At 69.7% G+C, this 20,038-nt stretch carries 12 protein-coding genes and 1 pseudogene; 6 read left to right on the top strand and 7 right to left on the bottom strand.

Going from position 1 to position 20,038, the window contains the following annotated elements; translation table 11 throughout:
- Positions 1–344 precede the first annotated feature (344 nt).
- The gene (gene eccCa, locus AC3CH1_RS21085) at positions 345–4,313 is read left to right on the top strand and encodes a type VII secretion protein EccCa (protein ID WP_488464321.1); all 3,969 of its coding nucleotides are present in this window, start codon (positions 345–347) and stop codon (positions 4,311–4,313) included.
- 230 nt (positions 4,314–4,543) lie between these two features.
- Here eccCa and AC3CH1_RS21080 read toward each other — a convergent pair whose 3' ends face one another.
- The 7 genes from AC3CH1_RS21080 to eccB form a co-directional block, all read right to left on the bottom strand.
- A complete protein-coding gene (locus AC3CH1_RS21080) occupies positions 4,544–4,840 on the bottom strand; it encodes a WXG100 family type VII secretion target (protein ID WP_018960649.1) in 297 nt (98 codons plus the stop codon).
- A gap of 36 nt (positions 4,841–4,876) precedes the next feature.
- A complete protein-coding gene (locus tag AC3CH1_RS21075; RefSeq protein WP_265598987.1) occupies positions 4,877–5,230 on the bottom strand; it encodes a WXG100 family type VII secretion target in 354 nt (117 codons plus the stop codon).
- A gap of 72 nt (positions 5,231–5,302) precedes the next feature.
- Complete coding sequence (locus AC3CH1_RS21070; RefSeq protein WP_488464320.1) at positions 5,303–6,541, bottom strand: S8 family serine peptidase; 1,239 nt, start codon at positions 6,539–6,541, stop codon at positions 5,303–5,305.
- Positions 6,542–6,569: 28 nt separating this feature from the next.
- A complete protein-coding gene (locus AC3CH1_RS21065; RefSeq protein WP_488464319.1) occupies positions 6,570–8,237 on the bottom strand; it encodes a hypothetical protein in 1,668 nt (555 codons plus the stop codon).
- The gene (locus AC3CH1_RS21060) at positions 8,234–8,716 is read right to left on the bottom strand and encodes a DUF2563 family protein (RefSeq protein WP_488464318.1); all 483 of its coding nucleotides are present in this window, start codon (positions 8,714–8,716) and stop codon (positions 8,234–8,236) included. Before AC3CH1_RS21060 ends, AC3CH1_RS21065 begins: the two co-directional genes overlap by 4 nt.
- Before the next feature lie 162 nt (positions 8,717–8,878).
- Positions 8,879–10,141, bottom strand: coding sequence for a type VII secretion-associated serine protease mycosin (mycP, locus tag AC3CH1_RS21055; RefSeq protein WP_488464317.1), 1,263 nt, complete (start codon positions 10,139–10,141; stop codon positions 8,879–8,881).
- A 13-nt stretch (positions 10,142–10,154) separates the two neighbouring features.
- Positions 10,155–11,687 carry a type VII secretion protein EccB gene (gene eccB, locus AC3CH1_RS21050; protein ID WP_488464316.1) on the bottom strand — a complete coding sequence of 511 codons (1,533 nt, stop codon included), beginning with the start codon at positions 11,685–11,687 and terminating at the stop codon, positions 10,155–10,157.
- A gap of 183 nt (positions 11,688–11,870) precedes the next feature.
- On the opposite strand from eccB, the gene eccE reads away from it, so the two are divergent.
- From eccE to AC3CH1_RS21025, 5 genes and pseudogenes are all read left to right on the top strand, one after another.
- Positions 11,871–13,226 carry a type VII secretion protein EccE gene (eccE, locus tag AC3CH1_RS21045; protein WP_488464315.1) on the top strand — a complete coding sequence of 452 codons (1,356 nt, stop codon included), beginning with the start codon at positions 11,871–11,873 and terminating at the stop codon, positions 13,224–13,226.
- Positions 13,223–13,933, top strand: coding sequence for a hypothetical protein (locus tag AC3CH1_RS21040; protein ID WP_215102984.1), 711 nt, complete (start codon positions 13,223–13,225; stop codon positions 13,931–13,933). The genes eccE and AC3CH1_RS21040 overlap by 4 nt, the downstream gene beginning before the upstream one ends.
- Before the next feature lie 86 nt (positions 13,934–14,019).
- On the top strand, positions 14,020–14,253 hold the full coding sequence (locus AC3CH1_RS21035; protein WP_228923244.1) for a DUF397 domain-containing protein: 234 nt from the start codon (positions 14,020–14,022) through the stop codon (positions 14,251–14,253).
- 495 nt (positions 14,254–14,748) lie between these two features.
- Positions 14,749–17,951 (top strand): annotated as a pseudogene (locus tag AC3CH1_RS21030) (SCO5717 family growth-regulating ATPase).
- A gap of 207 nt (positions 17,952–18,158) precedes the next feature.
- Positions 18,159–20,036, top strand: a complete 1,878-nt coding sequence (locus tag AC3CH1_RS21025; RefSeq protein ID WP_488464314.1) for an ABC transporter substrate-binding protein — start codon at positions 18,159–18,161, stop codon at positions 20,034–20,036.
- The last annotated feature ends 2 nt before the right edge of the window (positions 20,037–20,038 follow it).

Here is a 20,038-nt window from a genome sequence, read left to right as displayed (position 1 = left end):
TTCAGTTGTTCTACTTCAGTTGTTCCACTTCAGTTGTTCTACTGCAGCTGTTTTGCACCGCTGTCGCCGCGGCTCCCGCCGACCGGCTTTCCCTGCGCCGCTGACGCCCCGCTTCCGCCGGGTCGCGTCCGCTTCTGCCGGAATCACACCGCCGGGACCACGGATCGCACCGCTCGTCCCGAATGACCTTCTTCTCGGATCAGTTAGCGGATGCGTACACGCGTCGCGACACCCTACCGCCATGGGACCGCCGCTTCGCCAGTAGGATCCCTCCCGCGGATGGAGCCCGTCGCCACGGGGGCGCCGATAGGAACACTTCCGTCCGGCAAGGGAATTGGTGAGCTGTGAGCCAGATCGTCGTCAAGCGCCCGCCGCGGGCCCTGCCCACCGAAGTGCCGGTCGAGCAGGTGCAGTTGCAACCTCCGCCGGAACTCCCCCGGGGCCAGCAGGAGGGGGCGCTGATGCAGCTCCTGCCGATGCTGGGCATGGGTGGTTCCGTCGTCTTCTTCTTCATGACGCCGAACCCGATCATGCGCATCATGGGCATGATCATGATCGCCTCGACGTTGGCCATGGCCATCGCGATGCTCGTGCGGTACCGACGCGGCACTCAGGGCGAGCTGGCGGACATGCGCCGCGACTACCTGAAGTACCTGACGCAGACCCGGCGCGCGGTACTGAAGACGGCCCGCAAGCAGCGGGACGCGCAGTTCTACCTCCACCCCTCTCCCGAGCAGTTGTGGGCGCTCGTCGCCGAGGGCAGTCGGGTGTGGGAGCGGCGTGCCGGTGACGCGGACTTCGCGCAGGTGCGCATCGGGCTGGGCAGTCAGGAGCTGGCCACGCCGCTCATCGCGCCCGAGACGGCGCCCGTGGACGAACTGGAGCCGCTGGCCGCCGGGGCGATGCAGCAGTTCCTGGCGACGCACTCCACGCTGGACGGTCTGCCCATGGCCGTCTCGCTGCGGGCGTTCTACCACCTCACGATCAGCGGCCACGCGGATTCCGCGCGCTCCGCCGCGCGGGCCGTGGTCGGCGGGCTGGCCTCGCTGCACTCCCCCCAGGACCTGGTGATCGCGGTCGCGACCGGCGCGGAGGCCGCGCCGCAGTGGGAGTGGGCGAAGTGGCTTCCGCACGCCCAGGCCTCCGGGCCCGTGGACGGAGCCGGGAGCCGGCGCCTCATCACCACCAACGCCCTGGCCCTGGAGGAGCTGCTGGCCGGACGCCTGGAGGGCAGGCCCCGCTTCCAGCCGGGCGGTCAGCCGCTCATGGAGCAGCCACACGTCGTGGTGGTCCTGGACGGCGAGTCGGTGCCCCCCATGTCGGTGCTCGCCTCGGCGGAGGGCCTCCAGGGCGTGACCGTCATCGAAGTGGTGCCGGGTGAGGTGACCGGGTCCCGCGGGGGCCTCTCGATCGTGGTGCAGCCGAAGTCGTTGCAGCTGGAGTCGGGCCAGGGGCTCGTCTACGACGGGGTGCCGGACCTGCTGAGCTACGAAGCCGCCGAGGCGCTCGCCCGCCAGCTGGCCCCGCTGCACATGGCCACCGGCGGGGACGACGACGAACCCCTGCTGGCCAACCTGGAGTTCACCGATCTGCTGAACCTGGGGGACGCCGCCTCGATCGAGGTCAGCCGGACCTGGCGGCCGCGCTCGCAGGCGGAGCGGTTGCGGGTGCCGATCGGGGTGGGCGAGGACGGCGCCCCCGTGATGCTGGACCTCAAGGAGGCGGCCCAGGAGGGCATGGGTCCGCACGGTCTGTGCGTCGGCGCCACCGGTTCCGGCAAGTCCGAGCTGCTGCGTACGCTGGTGCTCGGTCTCGCCGTGACCCACACCTCGGAGACGCTCAACTTCGTTCTCGCCGACTTCAAGGGCGGCGCGACCTTCGCCGGTATGGCGCAGATGCCCCACGTCGCGGCCGTGATCACCAACCTCGCGGACGACCTGACGCTGGTCGACCGTATGGGTGACTCCATCAGCGGTGAGCTCAACCGCCGGCAGGAGATGCTGCGCGATGCGGGCAACTACGCCAACATCCACGACTACGAGAAGGCGCGCGCGGCCGGTGCGCCGCTGCAGCCGATCCCCTCGCTCGTCCTGGTCATCGACGAGTTCAGCGAACTCCTCACCGCCAAACCCGACTTCATCGAGATGTTCGTCCAGATCGGCCGTATCGGCCGTTCGCTGGGTGTGCATCTGCTGCTGGCCTCGCAGCGTCTGGAGGAGGGGCGGCTGCGCGGTCTGGAGACGTATCTGTCGTACCGGGTGGGTCTGCGGACGTTCTCGGCGGCCGAGTCGCGGGCCGCGATCGGTGTGCCCGACGCGTACCACCTGCCCAACGTGCCCGGTTCCGGGCTGCTCAAGTTCGGTACGGAGGAGATGGTGCGGTTCAAGGCCGCGTACGTCTCCGGGGTGTACCGCTCGGGCGCGCACCGGGCCGCCGCGCCGGGTGCGCCGCTTCCGGTGGACCGCAGGCCGGTTCCGTTCACGGCCGCTCCGGTCCCGGTGCGGTACGTCCAGCCGGCGGCGCAGCCCGGAGGCGTACCGGATCAACGTGCGGCGCAGGACGACGCGCTGGCGGACACGGTGCTCGATGTGATCGTGCGCCGTCTGGAGGGCCGCGGGGCCTCAGCCCACCAGGTGTGGCTGCCGCCGCTGGACAATCCGCCGTCGCTGGACGAGCTGCTGCCGGGGCTCTCCCCGGCGCAGGGCCGGGGGCTGACGCAGCCCGGCTTCGAGGGATCCGGCCGGCTGGTCGTGCCCCTGGGCGTCATCGACAAGCCGTTCGAGCAGCGGCGCGACACCCTCTACCGGGACTTCTCCGGCGCCGCCGGCCACATGCAGATCACCGGAGGGCCGCAGTCGGGGAAGTCGACGCTGCTGCGGACGCTCATCGCCGGCTTCGCGCTCACCCACACACCGGAAGAGGTCCAGTTCTACGGCCTCGACTTCGGTGGTGGCGGTATGTCCTCGATCGCGGGTCTGCCGCACGTCGGCGGCGTCGCGTCCCGCCTCGACCCGGAGCGGGTACGTCGTACGGTCGCCGAGGTGTACGGCATCATGGCGCGGCGCGAGGAGTACTTCCGCAGTGCCGGGATCGACTCCATCGCCACGTTCCGCAGGCTGCGGGCGCGCGGTGACATCTCGGTGACGGACCAGCCGTGGGGTGACGTCTTCCTGGTCATCGACGGGTGGGGCAACTTCCGGACGGACTACGAGGGGCTGGAGGCGGCTGCCACGGACATCGCGGCCCGCGGGCTGGGTTACGGCATCCACCTGATCGTCACGGCGTCGCGTTCCATGGAGGTGCGGGCCAGTCTGAAGGACCACCTCATGAACCGTCTGGAGCTGCGGCTCGGCGACGTGATGGACTCCGAACTGGACCGCAAGGTGGCGGCCAACGTGCCCGCCGGGGTGCCGGGCCGCGGTCTGACCCCGGAGAAGCTGCACTTCATGGCGGCGGTGCCGCGGATCGACAGCATCAACTCCGACAGCGACCTCTCGGAGGCCACCGCGGCGATGAACCAGGAGGTCGCCCGGCACTGGACGGCCGCGCCCGCCCCGGGGGTGCGTCTGCTGCCGCGCGCGCTGCCGGCGAGCGAGCTTCCGGCCGGCTACGCGGTACCGGAGCGGGGCGTCGCTTTCGGTATCGACGAGAACAACCTGGAGCCGGTGTTCCTGAACTTCGAGCAGGACCCGTTCTTCCTGGCGTTCGGCGAGAGCGAGTCCGGGAAGTCCAACCTGCTGCGGCTGCTGATCAAGCAGCTGACCGAGCGGTACGACGGCGATTCCTGCAAGCTCTTCGTCATCGACAACCGGCGCTCGCTGCTCGATGTGACCCCGCGGTCGCACCTGGCGGAGTACATCCCGATGTCCAACAACATGGAACATCACATGGCGGCGCTGCACGACCTGATGAAGCGCCGCACACCGTCCGCCGACGTCACGGCGCAGGAGTTGCGCGACCAGAGCTGGTGGCAGGGCCCCACGGTCTACGTCGTCATCGACGACTTCGACCTGGTCTCCACGTCGAGCGGCAACCCGCTGTCAGCGATCACGGAGCTGCTGCCGTTCGCCCGCGACGTGGGCGTCCGCTTCATCATCGCCCGCAACACGGCGGGGGCCAGCCGGGCTCTGTACGAGCCCTTCCTCCAGCGCATGATCGAGCTGGGCGCACAGGGCGTGATGCTGTCGGGCGACCCGAACGAGGGCGACATCCTCGGCAACGTACGACCGCGCCCGATGCCTGCGGGCCGGGGCATCTTCGTCACCCGGCGCCGGGGGAACCCGTTGGTGCAGACGGGGCTGATGGAGGGCTAGCGGGGGGCTGCTGCGGCAAGGGGCGGGGGCGGGAGGCACGGATGGTTCGTGCCTCCCGCCCCCGCCCCCCTCCCCCGATCCGACGCTCTTGAGCAGGCCCGGCTCGGCTTCGGGATACAGCTCAGGGTGGACACCTCCCGCGCGTGTCCACCCTGATGTGCTGTGCTGTGTTGTGTTGTGCAGTGTTTGTGTGGTGCTTTTGGTGCTCTTGGCGCTGTGGTCGAACTTCGTCAGAAGTTCGCTGCCGCCCGCTTGTCACCGCTGCGGTAGATGGGCGACGCCTCGCTGACCTTCCTGGCGATGTCGTCGAGGTTGCCGCGGATGGCGTCGGCGTCCGTCCTCCACCTGTCCTGGGCGGCGGTGTAGGCGCGCTTCGCCTCTCCCTCCCACACTTCCGAGACCTTCGCGATCATGGACTGGATCTCCTTGAGGTCCATGTCGAGCTGCTTGGCCTGCTTCCGGATCTCACCGGCCGCGAGATCCAGGCTCGCGTAAGTGACGACCGTCGTACCGTCGTTGTTTCCCATGCGGTCCTCCGCTGCTTTCGAGTTACGGGATAAGGGTCAGAAGCTGTTCAGGCTGGACGACTGTTCCTTGGCGCTGGTGTTGTGGCCGTCGACGACGTCCACACCCGCGAGGGCCTGGCGGATCTCGTCCTCGTTGTCGCCGGAGATGGTACGGGCGGCCTTGATGGACTCCTGGAAGCGAACGAGCTGCTTGGCCAGGCTGACCATGCGATTGTTGATCTCGGTCTGCTTCTGGTTGAAGTGGTTGGCGCCGATGCCCTTCCACTTGCCTTCGAGGTTGTCGATCGTCGCCTGGAGCTGCCGGAGCTGCCCCTTCACCGAGTCGAACTTGATGCTGAGGTCACCCTCCAGCTTCAGGAGCGCGGCATCTGAGACCTTCTGATCTGCCATGGTTCTCTTTCCCTTTCGGTTGGTTCTGCAAGGCCGGCATGGATCGCCGGCCGGTACATGCGGAACGTGCGGTCAAGCGGCCCTACGCCTGCGGACCACGGCGTAGGCCACTCCTCCGAGCACGACCACAGCTGCGGCCACTCCGAGGATCAGGCCCAACTGGCTCTCGTCCCCCGAGGACTTGGTTTCTTCCACCGCTACCGGCTTGTCGCCCTCCGCGCCGTTCTTGGCGGGCTGCGGCGAGGCGGAGTCGGCGGGCTTCTTGGACGAGTCGGCGGGGCCGGTCGTCCTCTCCTTGGTGAGCGGGCTGATGTCCGGGTCGCCGGGGTCGCCCTTGCCCTTGAGGACGTTCATCGAAGGGCGGATCAGACCGTGACCGAGGTACTTGCTGGTCTCGCCCTTCTTCCAGTCACGGCCAGCCGTGTCGAAGAGGACGTTGAGCACCTGGTTGGCGGTCCAGTCGGGGTGGAGGGACCAGACGAGGGCGGCGGAGGCGGAGGCGATGGCGGTGGCGGCGCTGGTGCCGCCGTCGCCGTCGCAGTAGCTCTTGAAGGAGCTGTCGCACCAGTACGGGACGTCACTTCCAGGTGAAGCGATATCTACCGTATCCGAGTGCTGTGAATAGAACGAGACTTTCCCTTTACGGTCCGCCGAAGCAACACCTACTGCTTCAGGGTACGAGGCTGGATATCCTCGCCTGTTCTGTTCATGCCCCTCGTTCCCCACAGCAGCGAGAAACAGCTTTCCTTTGCTTTCTGCGTACTTAACCGCTTCACGTTCCTGGGGTATGGAGTACGGACTACCGAAAGACATACTGATGATTCGCGCATCGCTGTCAGCCGCAGCTCGGATGGCATCCACAGTGTCGTTGGCCTTGGAGGAATGCTTCTTCTCGAACTCACTATCGGAAACACGCACCGGAATAATCTTGGCTCCCGGGGCGAGTCCCTTCAGACCGCCACCGTTCCCCGTACCGGCGATGAGTTCAGCCATCGTCGTACCGTGACCGTTGTAGTCGTCAGTTTCTTCGCCTGGCGCCCCAGACGCGTCGACCCCCTTGAGTACCTGCCCTCGGAGGGACGGCGTTGACGAATGCACACCGGTGTCAATGACAGCGACCTTGATGCCCTCGCCGGTCGTGACCTTCCACATGTCCTCAGCCTGCATCGCGCTGAGGTACCACTGCTTCGACTGTGTGTCGGCTGCAGCCGGCTGCGCCGCGCCGACGAACAACACACTCCACGAAGCGGCCGCGGCCAGCGCACCGAGCACACGCACGCGCCTCTGAGCTCGGCTCATTCCTGCTGTCATCCCGGCTTCCGAACCTTCCCTGGGGCTTCTACTCGACGACCGGCGGCACAGATCCGCGCCGTCCGGCGTTCCACGTCTCTTCGTCTTCCGTCAGGTAGTCGGGACGGGTTGACCCGTTGTCATCATCCTCACGGCCGGAGTTCCGTCGACCGGCGGGACCACGTACCAGACCTGCCCCACCAGATGTAAAGCCCTTGGCGTTCGAGCCAGCGGCGGCAGCCTTGCGGGGAGCGCCCACGACTCCGTTCGCGCCCGAAGCCTGACCGGGTCGACCACCAGGGCGGGAAGTGGCAGCTGCTACTCCGCGCCCGCCGATCACTCCTCGCTGGCCGGAAGCTCCAGCAGCGGCTCTGCCCTGAGGCGCGTTCTGAGGGCTTCCACCGACGATGCCATTCCTGCCTCCCGCGCCAGGTGCGCCGACTGTGGACGCACCGCCCTGGCCGGTGATAGCCCGTCCGCTCGTAGGAGTGGAACGGCCGGTGATCGGTGACTGCGGGCCGACCGGCGAACGGCCGGTGGCCGATCCCCCGCCTCCCATGGGACTGGGACGACCGACCGGGGGGCCGCCCGACCCCCTGGCTACAGGACCTCCTCCTGTGGGCTGTGCCCTGCCCATGCCCAGACCGGTCTGGTTCACCGTCCGCTGCGTTGAAGGCCCCGTGGTACGTGCCGGGTTGCCCTGTGCGGTGTTCATGAAAGGCGGTGGAACGGGCGATGGCGGCGTTCCGGTCGGCCCCGTTGCGGGCGTAGGCGAGGGCAGCGGTGGCGTGCTGGTAATCGTCGTCGGGGCCTGTGGAGGCGCAACACTGTTGATCTCCGTACCTGCGCTCGCGTCCGGCAGGGGTGCGGAGCCAAGGACCTCAGCCTGTGGCCGATGGGCTGAGGCTACTGAAGCAGAGCCCACTTCGGTCTGGCGTCCTGAAGCGTCTGGTAGAGCGCCGTTGCCGATGGATTCACGGCTCGCGGTAGAGACACTGGAGCCGGGAGACCTCCAACTGCCGTCATCCGGCCTCGGCATGCTGATACCGGCGAGGCTCTTCTCGAACCGCGGCGGCTCCTGCCCTGCCAGCACCTCCTCCGACACCGAGTAGTACGACGCCAACCGATTGACCTGGTTGATCGCCTCCTGGCGGTTCTTCTCCACCTCAAGCGCCGCCGCGTACTGCGGGTTGGTCTCCGTCCGGGCCGGGAACAGGATGTCCTTCACGTCCGTCTGGATCATCCGGCGGTCACGCGGCGGCATGGCGCTCTTCACCGACGCCAGGCCGGTGCCCGCGACCGTGATCTGGGTTCCGGCCGCGTCCGCGAAGTCGCCCAGCTTCTCGGCGTGGGCGACCAGGCCCGTGCCGAAGGCTCGGAAGGCCGTGCCGGACTCGCCCTCCCAGTCGACTCCCTTGAGGTGGTCCTTCAGTTCCTTCGCCGCGCGCCGGATGGCGTCCCTGGCCTTCCAGAGGGCCTCGCCGGCGCTCTCCAGGTGTTCCGGGTTGGAGTTCTCCACCATGTCGATGAGGGCGTTGAGCTGGTGTCCCTCGAAGGAGGTACGGCCGCCTGTGCGAGGGTTGCCGAAGCCGAAGGATTCCAGGGCCCGGCCGGCCATCTCCGTCATGTCCGTGACGACGATCTGGGTCTGGACGCGTCCCTCGTCCTGCTTCGACTGCTCGGCAGGCGTCAGGTTCTGCTGCTTCTCGTTGCTCATTCCGCTGCCCACCCGGCGTCCGACTGCTGCTCTTTGTCTGCCTGTTCAGGCTCGGACTGCTCAGACTTCGCGTGCTTCTCGCGCTCCGCGTCCATCCGGTTCTGGATCTCGTAGAACCGCCGCCTGATGTCGTCCTCGACGTTGTCGAAGCCGACGGCCGCCGCGTGCACGCCCAGGCTCAGGTACTCGATCTGGTCGCCGAGGGACCTGGAGAGCGAGACGAGAGAGGAGTGGACCCGGTTGTACTGGGTGTAGAGGCCGTCCGCCTCGGCGAAGCGTGCGTTCGGGCCGCTCAGTGAGGCCCGCGAGACCTTCTGGTCGGCGACCTTCGTCTTGCTGGCCGCCGAGCCCTCGAAGTCCGCCAGCAGGGCGTCCACACGACTCTTGAACTTCTCCAGCGCACCCACTCCGCGCCTGAGGTCACCCGTACCGCCACCGCCACCTGGATCGGTCACAATGCCGTCCTCCCCGTTCCGCATCCCCGTTTGCTCGGATCGTCCCGCGTTGCTATCGCACTGACGCGGTTCGATCCGATCTCATCCCGACAACTCTAGTCACTGCGTACGACAGCGCCAATCGACTTGAGCGTCACGTGACTTGTCTCATGACCGACTCTTCGCTGCCCTACACCGTTCCCGTCGTCATGCCTCTGCCGCCAGGCGCCCCGCGCGTCTCCGCTTGTCCCTTACCGCCACGGCCGTACCCGCGATGGCCGCCACCAGGACGCCGCCGCCGACCACGACGTACGTCGCCAGGCGCGCGTTCCGCTCGTCGGCCGTTTCGCCCAGGTGGAGTTCGGCGGGAGTGGGGGCTTTGCCCTTGCTCATCCCTTCGCTCGCGACCGGGCGGTCGATCGGCCTGTCGTCCTCCGTGAGGGCGCGAACCGGGTCGACCACGCCCCAGCCGACCAGGATGTCGTGGCCCGCGACCGAGCGTTCCGCCGTCTGCTGCATCTGCGCGACGATCTGCTCCTGCGTCCAGTCGGGGTGCTTCGCCTTGATCAGGGCGGCGACTCCCGCGACGTACGGGGCGGAGAAACTGGTTCCGTTGTCGGCGCAGTGTCCGCCTCCGGGGACCGTGGAGATCATGTCCACCCCGGGGGCGGCGATGCCGACGAAGTCGCCGGACTGGGAGAAGGCCGCCCTTTCGTTGTTCCGGTCCGAGGAGGCGACGGCGAGGACGCCCTTGAAGGACGCCGGGTAGGTCTCCTTGACGTTGCCGCCGAGCCCGTCGTTGCCGGCCGAGGCGACGACCACGACGTCCCGGGCGAGAGCGTTGTCCACGGCCTGTCGCAGTTCCGCGGACGGCTTCACGGCGTCGGCGGTGTCCTGGGAGATGTTGATGATGTCCGCGTCCGCCTCGTTGACGGCGTACCGAATCGCTCGGGCGAGGCTGTCGGTCGTGCCGTGGCCCTCGGCGTCGTTCTGCTGGATCGGGATGATCGTCGCGTCGGGGGCCAGGCCGCTGAAGCCCGTGCCCTTCATCTCGCGCGCGGCGATGATGCCGGCGACCTTGGTGCCGTGGCCCACGGTGTCCGTGGTGCCGTTCTCCTTGCCGCGTTCGACCTTCGTTCCGTCGTCGTTCTTGAGGCCCTTCGGCAGGAAGTTGCGCCCCGCCCCGGTGTCCACGGCCGGCTTGAGCTGTTTGTTCCTGACGTCGACTCCGGTGTCGATGACCGCTACGCGTACGCCCTTGCCGGTGGACTGCTTCCACACCTCGTCCAGCAGCACGCGTTGCAGCGCCCAGGGCCGGCCCGGGTAGTTCTTCGAGGGGAACGTGCACTGGGTCGAGTCGTCCGCGGCCGCCGGGATCGCCGGCAGGGTGACGACGAGGACGGCCGCCGCCGCCGTGGCGATGAGCAGGCGGCGGGCCGGCCCGTGGTGGTCGTGGTCGTGGATCGCCATGTCCGTGCCCCGCTCACGAACCCTGCGGCTGGCTGGCCGCACCGGTGGAGAGCCGGGGGCCGGTCGGCAGGAGGGCGGACCAGACCGCCGGTACGGGGTGTGGGTCGACGCCCTTGTAGCCCAGCCGGTTCTGCGCCTGCTGCGCCTCCTCCTGCTGGGACTCCCGCTCCTTCTTCGAGCCGGATTCGCCGATGCCGGAGTCGCCCTGGCCGCTGTCGCTGTTGGACTGCATCGCGTAGCGCAGGCCGGTGTCGGTGACCAGGAACAGGAAGCCTGCGCTGGTCGAGGAGCCCTTGAACTGGCGGAAGAACTCGCCCGATCCCGGCGTGACATAGGCGCTGCTGGAACCGGTGGGGAGCGTCGCGGGGAAGCTCGTACCCACCCAGGTGCTCAGCGTGGTGGCGCCGCTGTCCGCGTCGACGCCGCGCAGTACGTTGCACACGGTGTTCCGGCTGCCCTTCTTGACTTCAGGGGAGTTGACGGGCACGGGCTTGCTGACCGGCCAGTCCTTCTTCTGGTTGAAGGGGGCGCTCGGTTCGAACGCGCCGGCGCTGACCAGCTCGGCGTTGCCCGCCTGCTTGAGGTCCACCAGTTGCCGGCTGCTGAGCAGGAGCTTGGCGGTGAAGTCCGATACCGGCGCGACCCTGCCCGGCAGGACGACGTAACTCTGGGTCCCGGTTCCCGCCGGGGCGGTCAGGACCATGCCGACCCGGTTCGTCCGGTCGTCGAGCGTGCCGGGGGCGCCCGCGGGGGCCCCCGGGGTGCCGTCCACGGTCGGGAAGGTGATCGGGGCCCCGATGTGGAGCGTGGCCAGCCAGGCGGCCGAGACCCGCTGGGGTTCGGAGCCCTGGTCGACCAGGGTGCGCAGGAGCAGTTCGTCCTTCTGGACGGGGTAGGCCTTGCCTGCGGCGTCCACGATGTAGCGGGTCCGATCCGGTCCCGGCCCCTCGACGTACATCAGCTGACCGCCCCGCAGGGCGTTCTTGCCCCCGGTCTTCTTCTCCTCGCGCTCGGCGAAGATGAAGGTCGCCTTATGGATGGCCCTGCCGCCCTCGCCGGGCCGTTCGCAGACCGCCCAGCGCTTTGCCGCCCCCGCTTCCTTGGCGTCGGGCAGGCGGTCGGGGGCGTACGGGATGCCGAGCGTCGCGCCGTGCGGAATCCTGCCGCTGTCCAGCACCGACTCGTTGACGTTGACGACGGTGCCCTTGTCCGGGGCGAGCAGGAGCTTGGCGGAGGCCATGTTCAGGACGGGGTGCAACTGCTTCTTGCCGTCGGTCTTCAGCACCACGTACCGGGTGGTGGATTTGCTGGCGATGATGACGTGTTCCTTGGCGACGTCCCACTTCTGGGGGGCCACCGGCTTGAACATGCCCCAGGCGCCGAAAACGGCGAGAACCACGACGGCGACGATGGCCCCGGGGAGTACCGCGCGCAGCGGTTTGGGGGCGCCTTCCTCGGAACCGGTGGGGTTGGGTTGCAGGAACTGTGCGATCAACCTCCGCTTCGCAAAGGTATAGGCGTTGAGCTCATCCCGCCGTGATGCCATGTGTCCGCTGACCCTTCTCCCCAGTGATCGAACAGGGTCCCACGCGCACCGTCGGCCCCCGCTGCCGTACCGCGCCCCTACTATGCCTGCTGGGGTTCCGCCCCCTGTGCTCAGGTAGGGTGACGACCCGATCAACACCCGTGTAAAAAGCGGTGAATACGGACACGAGGGGGCAACGCGGCGATGGGTGCAGCTACGCGCGAGCGTACCGGGCGGGCCGGCCGTAGAACCTCCGGGACTTCCCGGAGGCAACGTAGCAACGAGTCGCCCGCGACGCCCCCCGTCCCGCCCTCCGGCACCCCCGGTTCGAACGCCCCCGCCGCGACGACACTGCGTTCGATCTCGCGGACCGACCGGGTGCGCCCCGTGCTGCGGCAGCTGGTGATCGTCGAGGTGGGCCTCGTGATCGCCGCCGTGGGCGCGGCGCTCGGTGGCGCCTGGCTGATCCCGTCGCTCGTGGTGCTCTGTCTGCTGGTCGCTCTCGCGGTGGTACGTCGGCGGGGCCGCGCGCTCCAGGACTGGGTGTCGAGCGCCCTCGGGCTCCGGGCCCGGCGCCGGTCCGCGGCCACGCCGCCCTCGGACGCGGAGCCGATGCTGGCGCCGGTCGCCGAGAACGTGCCCGGCTTCGGCCCGCAGGTGTATGTGGACCGGGCTCACCGGACGGTCGGCATGCTCGGCGACGGCACATTCCTGACGGCCGTGGTGCGGGTGGAGGCGAGCGGTGAGTCGCTGCGGCCCGCGTTCGGCGCCCGGTCGCTCCCGCTGTCACTGCTGGGCGACGCCCTCCAGGTCGACGACATCGTGCTGGAGTCGGCGCAGTTGGTGCAGCAGGTGCGGTGCGCGCCGGCCCCTCATCTGCCGCAGCAGTCGGTGGCCCGGCTCAGTTACGCCCCGTTGCAGGACCAGACCGGTGCGCCCGCCCTGCGGATGACGTGGGTGGCGGTGAAGCTGGATCCCGAGCTGTGCCGTGAGGCCATCGAGGCGCGCGGCGGCGGGCTGGAGGGTGCGCAGCGCTGCCTGGTGCGGGTCGCGGACCATGTGGCGAGCCGGGTCACGGGCGCCGGTTTCCAGGCGGCCGTGCTCGACCAGGACGAGTTGAACTCCGCCGTGGCGACCTCCGCGTGCGCCAATCCCATTCTGTCGGGGCGTGCGGGCCGGCCGGACGCCGCTCCGCAGCGGCGCACGATGGAGACGTCCCGGGTCTGGCGGTGCGACGACCGCTGGCACACCACGTACGCGGTGGACCGCTGGCCCGAGTTGGGCCGGGGCGCGACGCCGCTGCCGCAGTTGGTCGCGCTGCTGACCTCGGTGCCGGCCTACGCGACGACGTTCAGCCTCACCGTGCGCAGCGGGGTGCGCCAGGGCTCGACGAGCGTGGCCGGGCATGTGCGGGTCACCGGCGGTTCGGACACCGAACTGATCGGTGTGAGAAGGACGTTGGAGCAGGCAGCCCGGCACGCCAAGGTCGGGCTGGCACGACTGGACCGCGAGCAGTTGCCGGGCGTCCTGGCCACGCTCCCGCTGGGAGGCGCACAGTGAGCAACCGGACCGAGCCCCGGCGCGGGCTGCGCGGCCCCCGTCACGCGGGTCACACCGTGGCCGCGGACCACCTGGGGGCGTTGTCCCTGCCGGTCGGCGACGACGGTGTGATCATCGGCAACGACGCGAACAACAAGCCGCAGCTGATCGGCTTCCACCGCCCGGTGCCGTACGACGTCACGCTGATCGGCGGGCTGTGGACGGCACAGGTCCTGGCGTTGCGGGCGGCGGGCACCGGTGCGCGGGTGGCGGTCGAGACCGGTCGCGTCCAGGCCTGGACCACGCTCGCCCAGGCGGCGGGCGCCGGGCTGGAGTGTGTCTCCCTGTACGACGTGGGCCGTGTTCCGCCGACGGGAGCGACGGTGGGCAGCCCCGTGGTCGTCGTGCGGGACTGCGGCATGCGACCGCCGCGGGGGCGGGTGGTGTCCTCGCCGTGGCAGTCCGTGCTGACGCTGCTTCCTTATCTGAGCCCCGTCGCACCGCGGTTGATGCGGTCGTCCGCGCTGGTGGGCATCCAGCGGGTCTCGCCCGGCGAGGCCGAGCAGATCGGCCGGATCCTGGGGCTGGCGCGCGCCGAGTACGAGGCGCTGCCCACCCTGGCGGACGGTGTCACCCTCTGGGTGGCGGGGCGCGAACACCATTGGGTGATGACGAACGCGACGGACGCCGAGACCGGACTGCTGGGCACAGCTCGCCGGATGGACTGATTCCTGCACCGTTCTGCCCACGAACACCCCTCCCTCCGGGGAACATGGACCACGCACCGAATCCGTTCGATCGAAGGGACGCCGTCATGGGCACCCAGCAGGAAAAGGACGAGCTCTACGCTCTCGACATCTCGGATGTGACGTGGCTCAGCGCGCCCGGCACCGAGGAGGCAGAGGAGCGGGTCGAGATCGCGCATCTGCCGGGCGGCGCCGTCGCCATGCGCTCCTCGCTGGACCCGGCCACCGTCCTGCGGTACACGGAGGCGGAGTGGACGGCGTTCGTCCTGGGCGCTCGCGACGGCGAGTTCGACCTCACATAGGTCCCCTCGGTCAGGTCCCCTCGCACAGGTCCCCTCTGCCAGGCCCTCTCGCAAGGGTCCTCTAGCACGGGGCGTGCGTCACTCGGAGCCTGCGTCACGCAGAGTCGGCGTCACGCAGAGTCGGCGTCACGCAGAGTCGGCGTCACGCAGGGGCCGCTCTCGCGGAGGCGCGGAGTGCCGCGAAGAGTGGCTGCCGGAGCGAGCACTCCCGTTTCATCCTGTACGCGTATGGCACGGATTGACCGTCTCGTCGTCCCCTTTCCTTCGCACGTCGTTCACCGGGGTGCGACACCTGGCCCGTGGGGCGGGGTCTGCCGTGCCCCACGCCCTGCCTGAGTTCACCGGATGGCGATTAGGGTGGGTGGGGCGCGGCAGAAGAAACCTGCGAGCAGGTGATGCGCGTCGCAAGGGGGAGAGCCGGGCGTACCGGCACATCGGGAACGGTCGCCCCCACCCACCACGGCACAAGGGTGCTCGACCACACCAGGAGGCAAAGTGAACGGCGATCGGGACGAGATCCGCGGCGGATGGGACATGCCCGTCGACGAGTCGTCCGACGCGGATCCCGCCGAGATGACGGGTGAGTTCACCATCGACTACACCCCTCCCGCCTGGTACACGCAGAACGCGGCCGGGGATTCGTCGGGAGGATCAGGCTCACACCTGGCGCCTCCTCCGCCGGTCGGGGCGCCCCTGTCCTCGCCCGACCTGTCGGCGACGCCGGGCGGCTTCGACCCCAACTGGACGCCCGCCCCTCCGGCGCCGGCCGAGCCGGTCTCCCCCGCAGCTCCGGAGACCCCGGTCTCCCCCGCCGTGCCGGAGACGCCGTACGCTCCCGCTCCGCACACGCAGACTCCGCAGACCCGGGCTCCGGACGCTACCGCTCCGCACCCGCAGGCGCAGGACGCTCCGGCTGCTGCTCCTGCGGCTGCTGGCGGCGATGCCGGTCCGTTCGGCGGCGATGTGGAGAGCGGCTCGACGATGCGGTTCTCGCCCGCCGCGCTCAAGCGGGAGATCGCGGAGCGCGAGGCGGAAACCGCGGCCGGATCCGCCGGAGGGACGGGTTCCGGGGCTGCCGCGGACGGCCTGTCCGGCGCCGGATCCACGACGGACGACGGAAAGCCCGACACTTTCGCCTCCGGTTCGGGCTCCGAGGACGCTTCCCCGTCCGTCACGTCCTCTACGCCCTCCGATACGTCCTCCGAGTCGGCCGCCTCCGCCCTTCCCCCGCTCGCCGACACGCACTCCGAGGCCGCCTCCCGTACGGACGCGGGCCCCACGGACTCCGAGGACGGCGGCACGGCCGGAGCGAGCACCGACGAGGCCCCGGGCCCCGATGGCGCACCCGCCCCCGCCCCCGACGCCGTGACGAACGCCGCCGGCGCGGGCGCGCAGGACGTCGTATCGCAGAACGCGGGTCCCCGGGACGCCGCGCCCGGGGACGTACCGCCTCCCGTCGCCGACGCCCCGCAGGCCGCCGCCGCACCGGTGCCGTGGTCGCCGCTCGCCCAGGGGGCGCGCTGCCGCCGCTGCCGCCCACCTTCCAGCCGGCCGCTCCGGCGCCCTCCGCGCCGCAGCCCGCGGCGCAGTGGCCCGGTTCCGCCTCCGCGAACGAGGCGCCCGGCGGCTACGGCTTCCCGCAGACGGGACAGCCGCCGCAAGCACCTCAGCCGCTTCAGGCACCCCAGGCACCTCAAGCACCCCAGCAGCCGCACCAGCAGCAGCCGTTCCCCGGTCAGCACGGTCAGCACGGTCAGCACGGCCCCGGAGCACCGCTGCCGCCTCAGGCGCACCCGCAGGCCCCCCAGGGCGCGGGCGGGTACGGCTTCCCGCCGCAGGGCGGCTACGGCTTCCCGCAGCCCGGCCACCCGGGTCAGCCGGGCCAAGCGTCCAACGGGCCGCAGCAGCACGCCCCCTTCCCCGCCCAGGGCGCCCCCAACCTCCCCGCCCCCGTCGCCCCGCAGCAGCCGGAGGCGTACGGGCAGCAGCCCCGGGCCGCCCAGGCCCAGCCGCCCCAGCAGCAACAACAGCCGCCTGTCGACCCGCGTACGGGCGGGGCCTGGCCCACCCCGGTCGCGCACGACCAGCGCGAGCGGTCGGTGCCCGGCGCCCCGCTCGGGTACACGGCGGCCGTCGAGCTCTCCTCCGACCGGCTGGTGCGGGGCAAGCAGAAGGCCAAGAGCAGCCGTAACCCCTCCGCCGCCTCCCGGTTCAAGCTGGGCGGCAAGAAGGAGGAGGCCGAGCGACTGCGCAAGCTGGAGCTGATCCGCACCCCGGTGCTGTCCTGCTACCGCATCGCCGTCATCAGCCTCAAGGGCGGTGTCGGCAAGACCACCACGACGACCGCGCTGGGTTCGACGCTGGCCACCGAGCGGCAGGACAAGATCCTCGCCATCGACGCCAACCCGGACGCCGGCACGCTGGGCCGACGGGTGCGCCGCGAGACCGGGGCCACCATCCGCGACCTGGTCCAGGCGATCCCGTACCTCAACTCGTACATGGACATCCGGCGGTTCACCTCGCAGGCGCCCTCCGGTCTGGAGATCATCGCCAACGACGTGGACCCGGCGGTCTCCACGACCTTCAACGACGAGGACTACCGGCGCGCGATCGAGGTGCTCGGCAAGCAGTACCCGATCATCCTCACCGACTCGGGCACCGGGCTGCTCTACAGCGCGATGCGCGGGGTGCTCGACCTCGCGGACCAGCTGATCATCATCTCGACGCCCTCGGTCGACGGCGCGTCGAGCGCGTCGACGACGCTGGACTGGCTCTCGGCGCACGGCTACGCCGACCTGGTGCAGCGTTCGCTGACCGTCATCTCCGGCGTCCGCGAGACCGGCAAGATGATCAAGGTGGACGACATCGTCCAGCACTTCGAGACGCGCTGCCGCGGGGTCGTCGTCGTGCCGTTCGACGAGCACCTGGCGGCGGGCGCCGAGGTCGACCTCGACATGATGCGGCCCAAGACCCGGGAGGCGTACTTCCACCTCTCGGCGCTGGTGGCCGAGGACTTCGCGCGGGCCCAGCAGCAGCAGGGGCTGTGGACGGGGGACGGCCAGAACCCGCCGCCGCAGTTCGCCCCGCCCATGCCCGTCCAGCAGGGCTACCCGGCGCCGGGACAGCCCATGCCGGCACAGCAGGGCGCCCCCGGTCAGCACGCGCCCGGTCACCAGGTCCCCGGTCAGCAGATCCCCGGACAGCAGATCCCTGGCCAGCAGATCCCCGGACAGCAGCCTTACGCACCGCAGCAGCCCGGCCCCGGCCAGCCCTACCCGCAGCAGCAGCAGCAACACCAGCACCAGCACCCCGGACACCCCCACCCGGGACAGTCTGGACAGCCGGGGCAGCCGGGGCAGCAGGCCGGACAGGCACAGCCCGGGCAGCACCAGCAGCCGTACCCCCAGCAGCAGCCCTACGGTGGACAGCCGCCGTACGGGGGATATCAGGCGGCCGGTCAGCCGAGTGGCCCCTACGCCCCGCAGGGGGCACCGGGGGGACCGCAGAACGGATGGGGTCAGGCCCCTCCCCCGCAGGCCGGGCCGGGTGCGCCCGCGGCCGGTGCGCCGCAGCAGACGCAGCCGGAGCAGCCGGGTGAGCACGCCAACCCGGCAGGCCAGCCCGAGTTGCAGGGTCCGGTGCCGCCCGCCGGGTGGCAGCAGGCGCCTCCGCAACCGCCGGCGGCACCTCAGCAGTAGGGCCGAAGTGGTTTAGACCAATGGGGGTCATGGAAGGGCCCGTACCGTTCGCGCGGTGCGGGCCCTTCCGCTATTCCCGCAGCCCACACGCTGTTTGACTGACCGTTGACGAGCCTCGACCACCGCTGATAAACCTTCGCTTCACCAACTGGCGAACCAGAGATCTACCCGCCTTCTTCAGCGAGTGATGACGCGAGGTCCCCGTCCATGGTCACTAGAGTTCCCCACCACTCCACCCGGCCACGCCGACGCCTGCGCCTCCTGCTGGCCTCCGGCGTGGCCGCCCTGGCACTCACCGCCGGATCCGTCGTACCCGGAAACCTGCTCGCGCCCGCCCCCTCCGAGGCGCGCGCGGACGACGGGAGGACGACGCTCACGGTCGCCGTCGCGCAGAGCGTCGACTCACTCAGCCCGTTCCTGGCGCAGCGGCTGCTCAGCACGAGCGTCCTGCGGCTGATGTACGACTTCCTCACCAACTACGACCCCAAGGACAACAAGGCGATCCCGGGCCTCGCCACCGCGTGGGAGCCCTCCGCGGACAAGCTGACGTGGACGTACACGATCCGCTCGGACTCGAAATGGTCCGACGGGCAGCAGGCCACCGCCGAGGACGCGGCCTGGACGTTCAACAAGATGATGACGGACGACGCCGCCGCGACCTCCAACGGCAGCTTCGTCGGCAACTTCGAGAAGGTGACCGCCCCCAGCAAGGACAAGCTGGTCATCACGTTGAAGGAGCCGCAGGCCACGATGGCCGCGCTCGACGTTCCGATCGTGCCGAAGCACCTCTGGGAGAAGGTCGGCGACTTCTCGAAGTTCAACAACGACAAGGAGTTCCCCATCGTGGGGAACGGTCCCTTCATCGTGACGGACTACAAGGTCGACAGCTATGTGAAGCTGAAGGCCAACAAGGACTTCTGGCGCGGCTCCCCCAAGTTCGACGAACTGGTCTTCCGCTACTACAAGGACCAGGACGCTGCGGTGGCCGCCCTGCGCAAGGGCGAGGTGTCCTTCGTCGCGGGCAGCCCCAGCCTGACCCCGGCCCAGTCCGCCTCGCTGGAGAGCGCGCCGGACATCAAGGTGAACGACGCCCCGGGCCGCCGCTTCTTCGCGCTCGCCGTCAACCCCGGCGCCCGCACCAAGGACGGACAGAAGTTCGGCGACGGGCACCCGGCGCTGCTGGACCAGAAGGTGCGGCACGCGCTGTTCATGGCGGTCGACCGCAAAACCATCATCGACAAGGTCTTCCAGGGCCACGCCGTCGAGGGCGAGGGCTACATCCCGCCGCGCTTCGGCGACTACTTCTGGAAGCCGTCGGCGGACCAGAAGCTGGCCTACGACCCGGCGAAGGCCGCGGCCCTGCTGGACGAGGCCGGGTACAAGAAGAACGGCGCGGGCAAGCGCGTCGGCAAGGACGGCAGGCCGCTCGACTTCCGCATCCTCTGCCACGCCACCGACCCCAACGACAAGGCGATCGGCAAGTACCTCCAGGAGTGGTGGGGCGAGCAGGGCATCGGGCTGAAGGTCGACTGCCTCGACAACGTTTCCGACCCCTGGTACGCCGGTGAGTACGACCTCGCCTTCGACGGCTGGTCCGTCAACCCCGACCCCGACTTCGTCCTGTCGATCCACACCTGCGACGCCCTGCCGGCGAAGCCGAAGGAGACGGCCTCGACCGACAACTTCATCTGCGACAAGCAGTACGACGAGCTCTACAAGAAGCAACTGGCCGAGTACGACCCCGCCAAGCGGGCGGATCTGGTCAAGCAACTGGAGTCGCGGCTGTACGACACCGGGTACATGAACGTCATGGCGTACCCGAATGCCGTCGAGGCCTACCGCACCGACCACATCGAGTCCATCACCACCATGCCGTCGGCCGCGGGCAACATCTACGGCCAGGACGGCTACTGGAGCTGGTGGTCGGCGGTCCCGGCCGCCGGAGCCTCCTCGTCCGGTTCCTCCGACTCCGGTGGCAGCTCCACCGGGGTGCTCATCGGGGTCGGGATCGCCGTCGTCGTCCTCGCCGGTGGCGGACTCCTGTTCGCCATGCGTCGCCGCTCCACCGCGGAAGACCGTGAATAGTC

The sequence above is a fragment of the Streptomyces sp. MGP-P1 genome (assembly GCF_057766565.1).
Note: the sequence above shows the minus strand (reverse complement) of the source record. Positions and strands in the feature narration are given on the sequence as shown.

Bases quoted from the DNA above. Each gene is read 5' to 3' on its own strand.
- eccB (WP_488464316.1), bottom strand. From the start codon at position 11,687: ATGGCATCACGGCGGGATGAGCTCAACGCCTATACCTTTGCGAAGCGG.
- AC3CH1_RS21060 (WP_488464318.1), bottom strand. From the start codon at position 8,716: ATGCGGAACGGGGAGGACGGCATTGTGACCGATCCAGGTGGCGGTGGC.
- eccE (WP_488464315.1), top strand. From the start codon at position 11,871: ATGGGTGCAGCTACGCGCGAGCGTACCGGGCGGGCCGGCCGTAGAACC.
- AC3CH1_RS21025 (WP_488464314.1), top strand. From the start codon at position 18,159: ATGGTCACTAGAGTTCCCCACCACTCCACCCGGCCACGCCGACGCCTG.
- mycP (WP_488464317.1), bottom strand. From the start codon at position 10,141: ATGGCGATCCACGACCACGACCACCACGGGCCGGCCCGCCGCCTGCTC.
- AC3CH1_RS21065 (WP_488464319.1), bottom strand. From the start codon at position 8,237: ATGAGCAACGAGAAGCAGCAGAACCTGACGCCTGCCGAGCAGTCGAAG.
- AC3CH1_RS21080 (WP_018960649.1), bottom strand. From the start codon at position 4,840: ATGGGAAACAACGACGGTACGACGGTCGTCACTTACGCGAGCCTGGAT.
- AC3CH1_RS21035 (WP_228923244.1), top strand. From the start codon at position 14,020: ATGGGCACCCAGCAGGAAAAGGACGAGCTCTACGCTCTCGACATCTCG.
- AC3CH1_RS21075 (WP_265598987.1), bottom strand. From the start codon at position 5,230: ATGGCAGATCAGAAGGTCTCAGATGCCGCGCTCCTGAAGCTGGAGGGT.
- AC3CH1_RS21070 (WP_488464320.1), bottom strand. From the start codon at position 6,541: ATGACAGCAGGAATGAGCCGAGCTCAGAGGCGCGTGCGTGTGCTCGGT.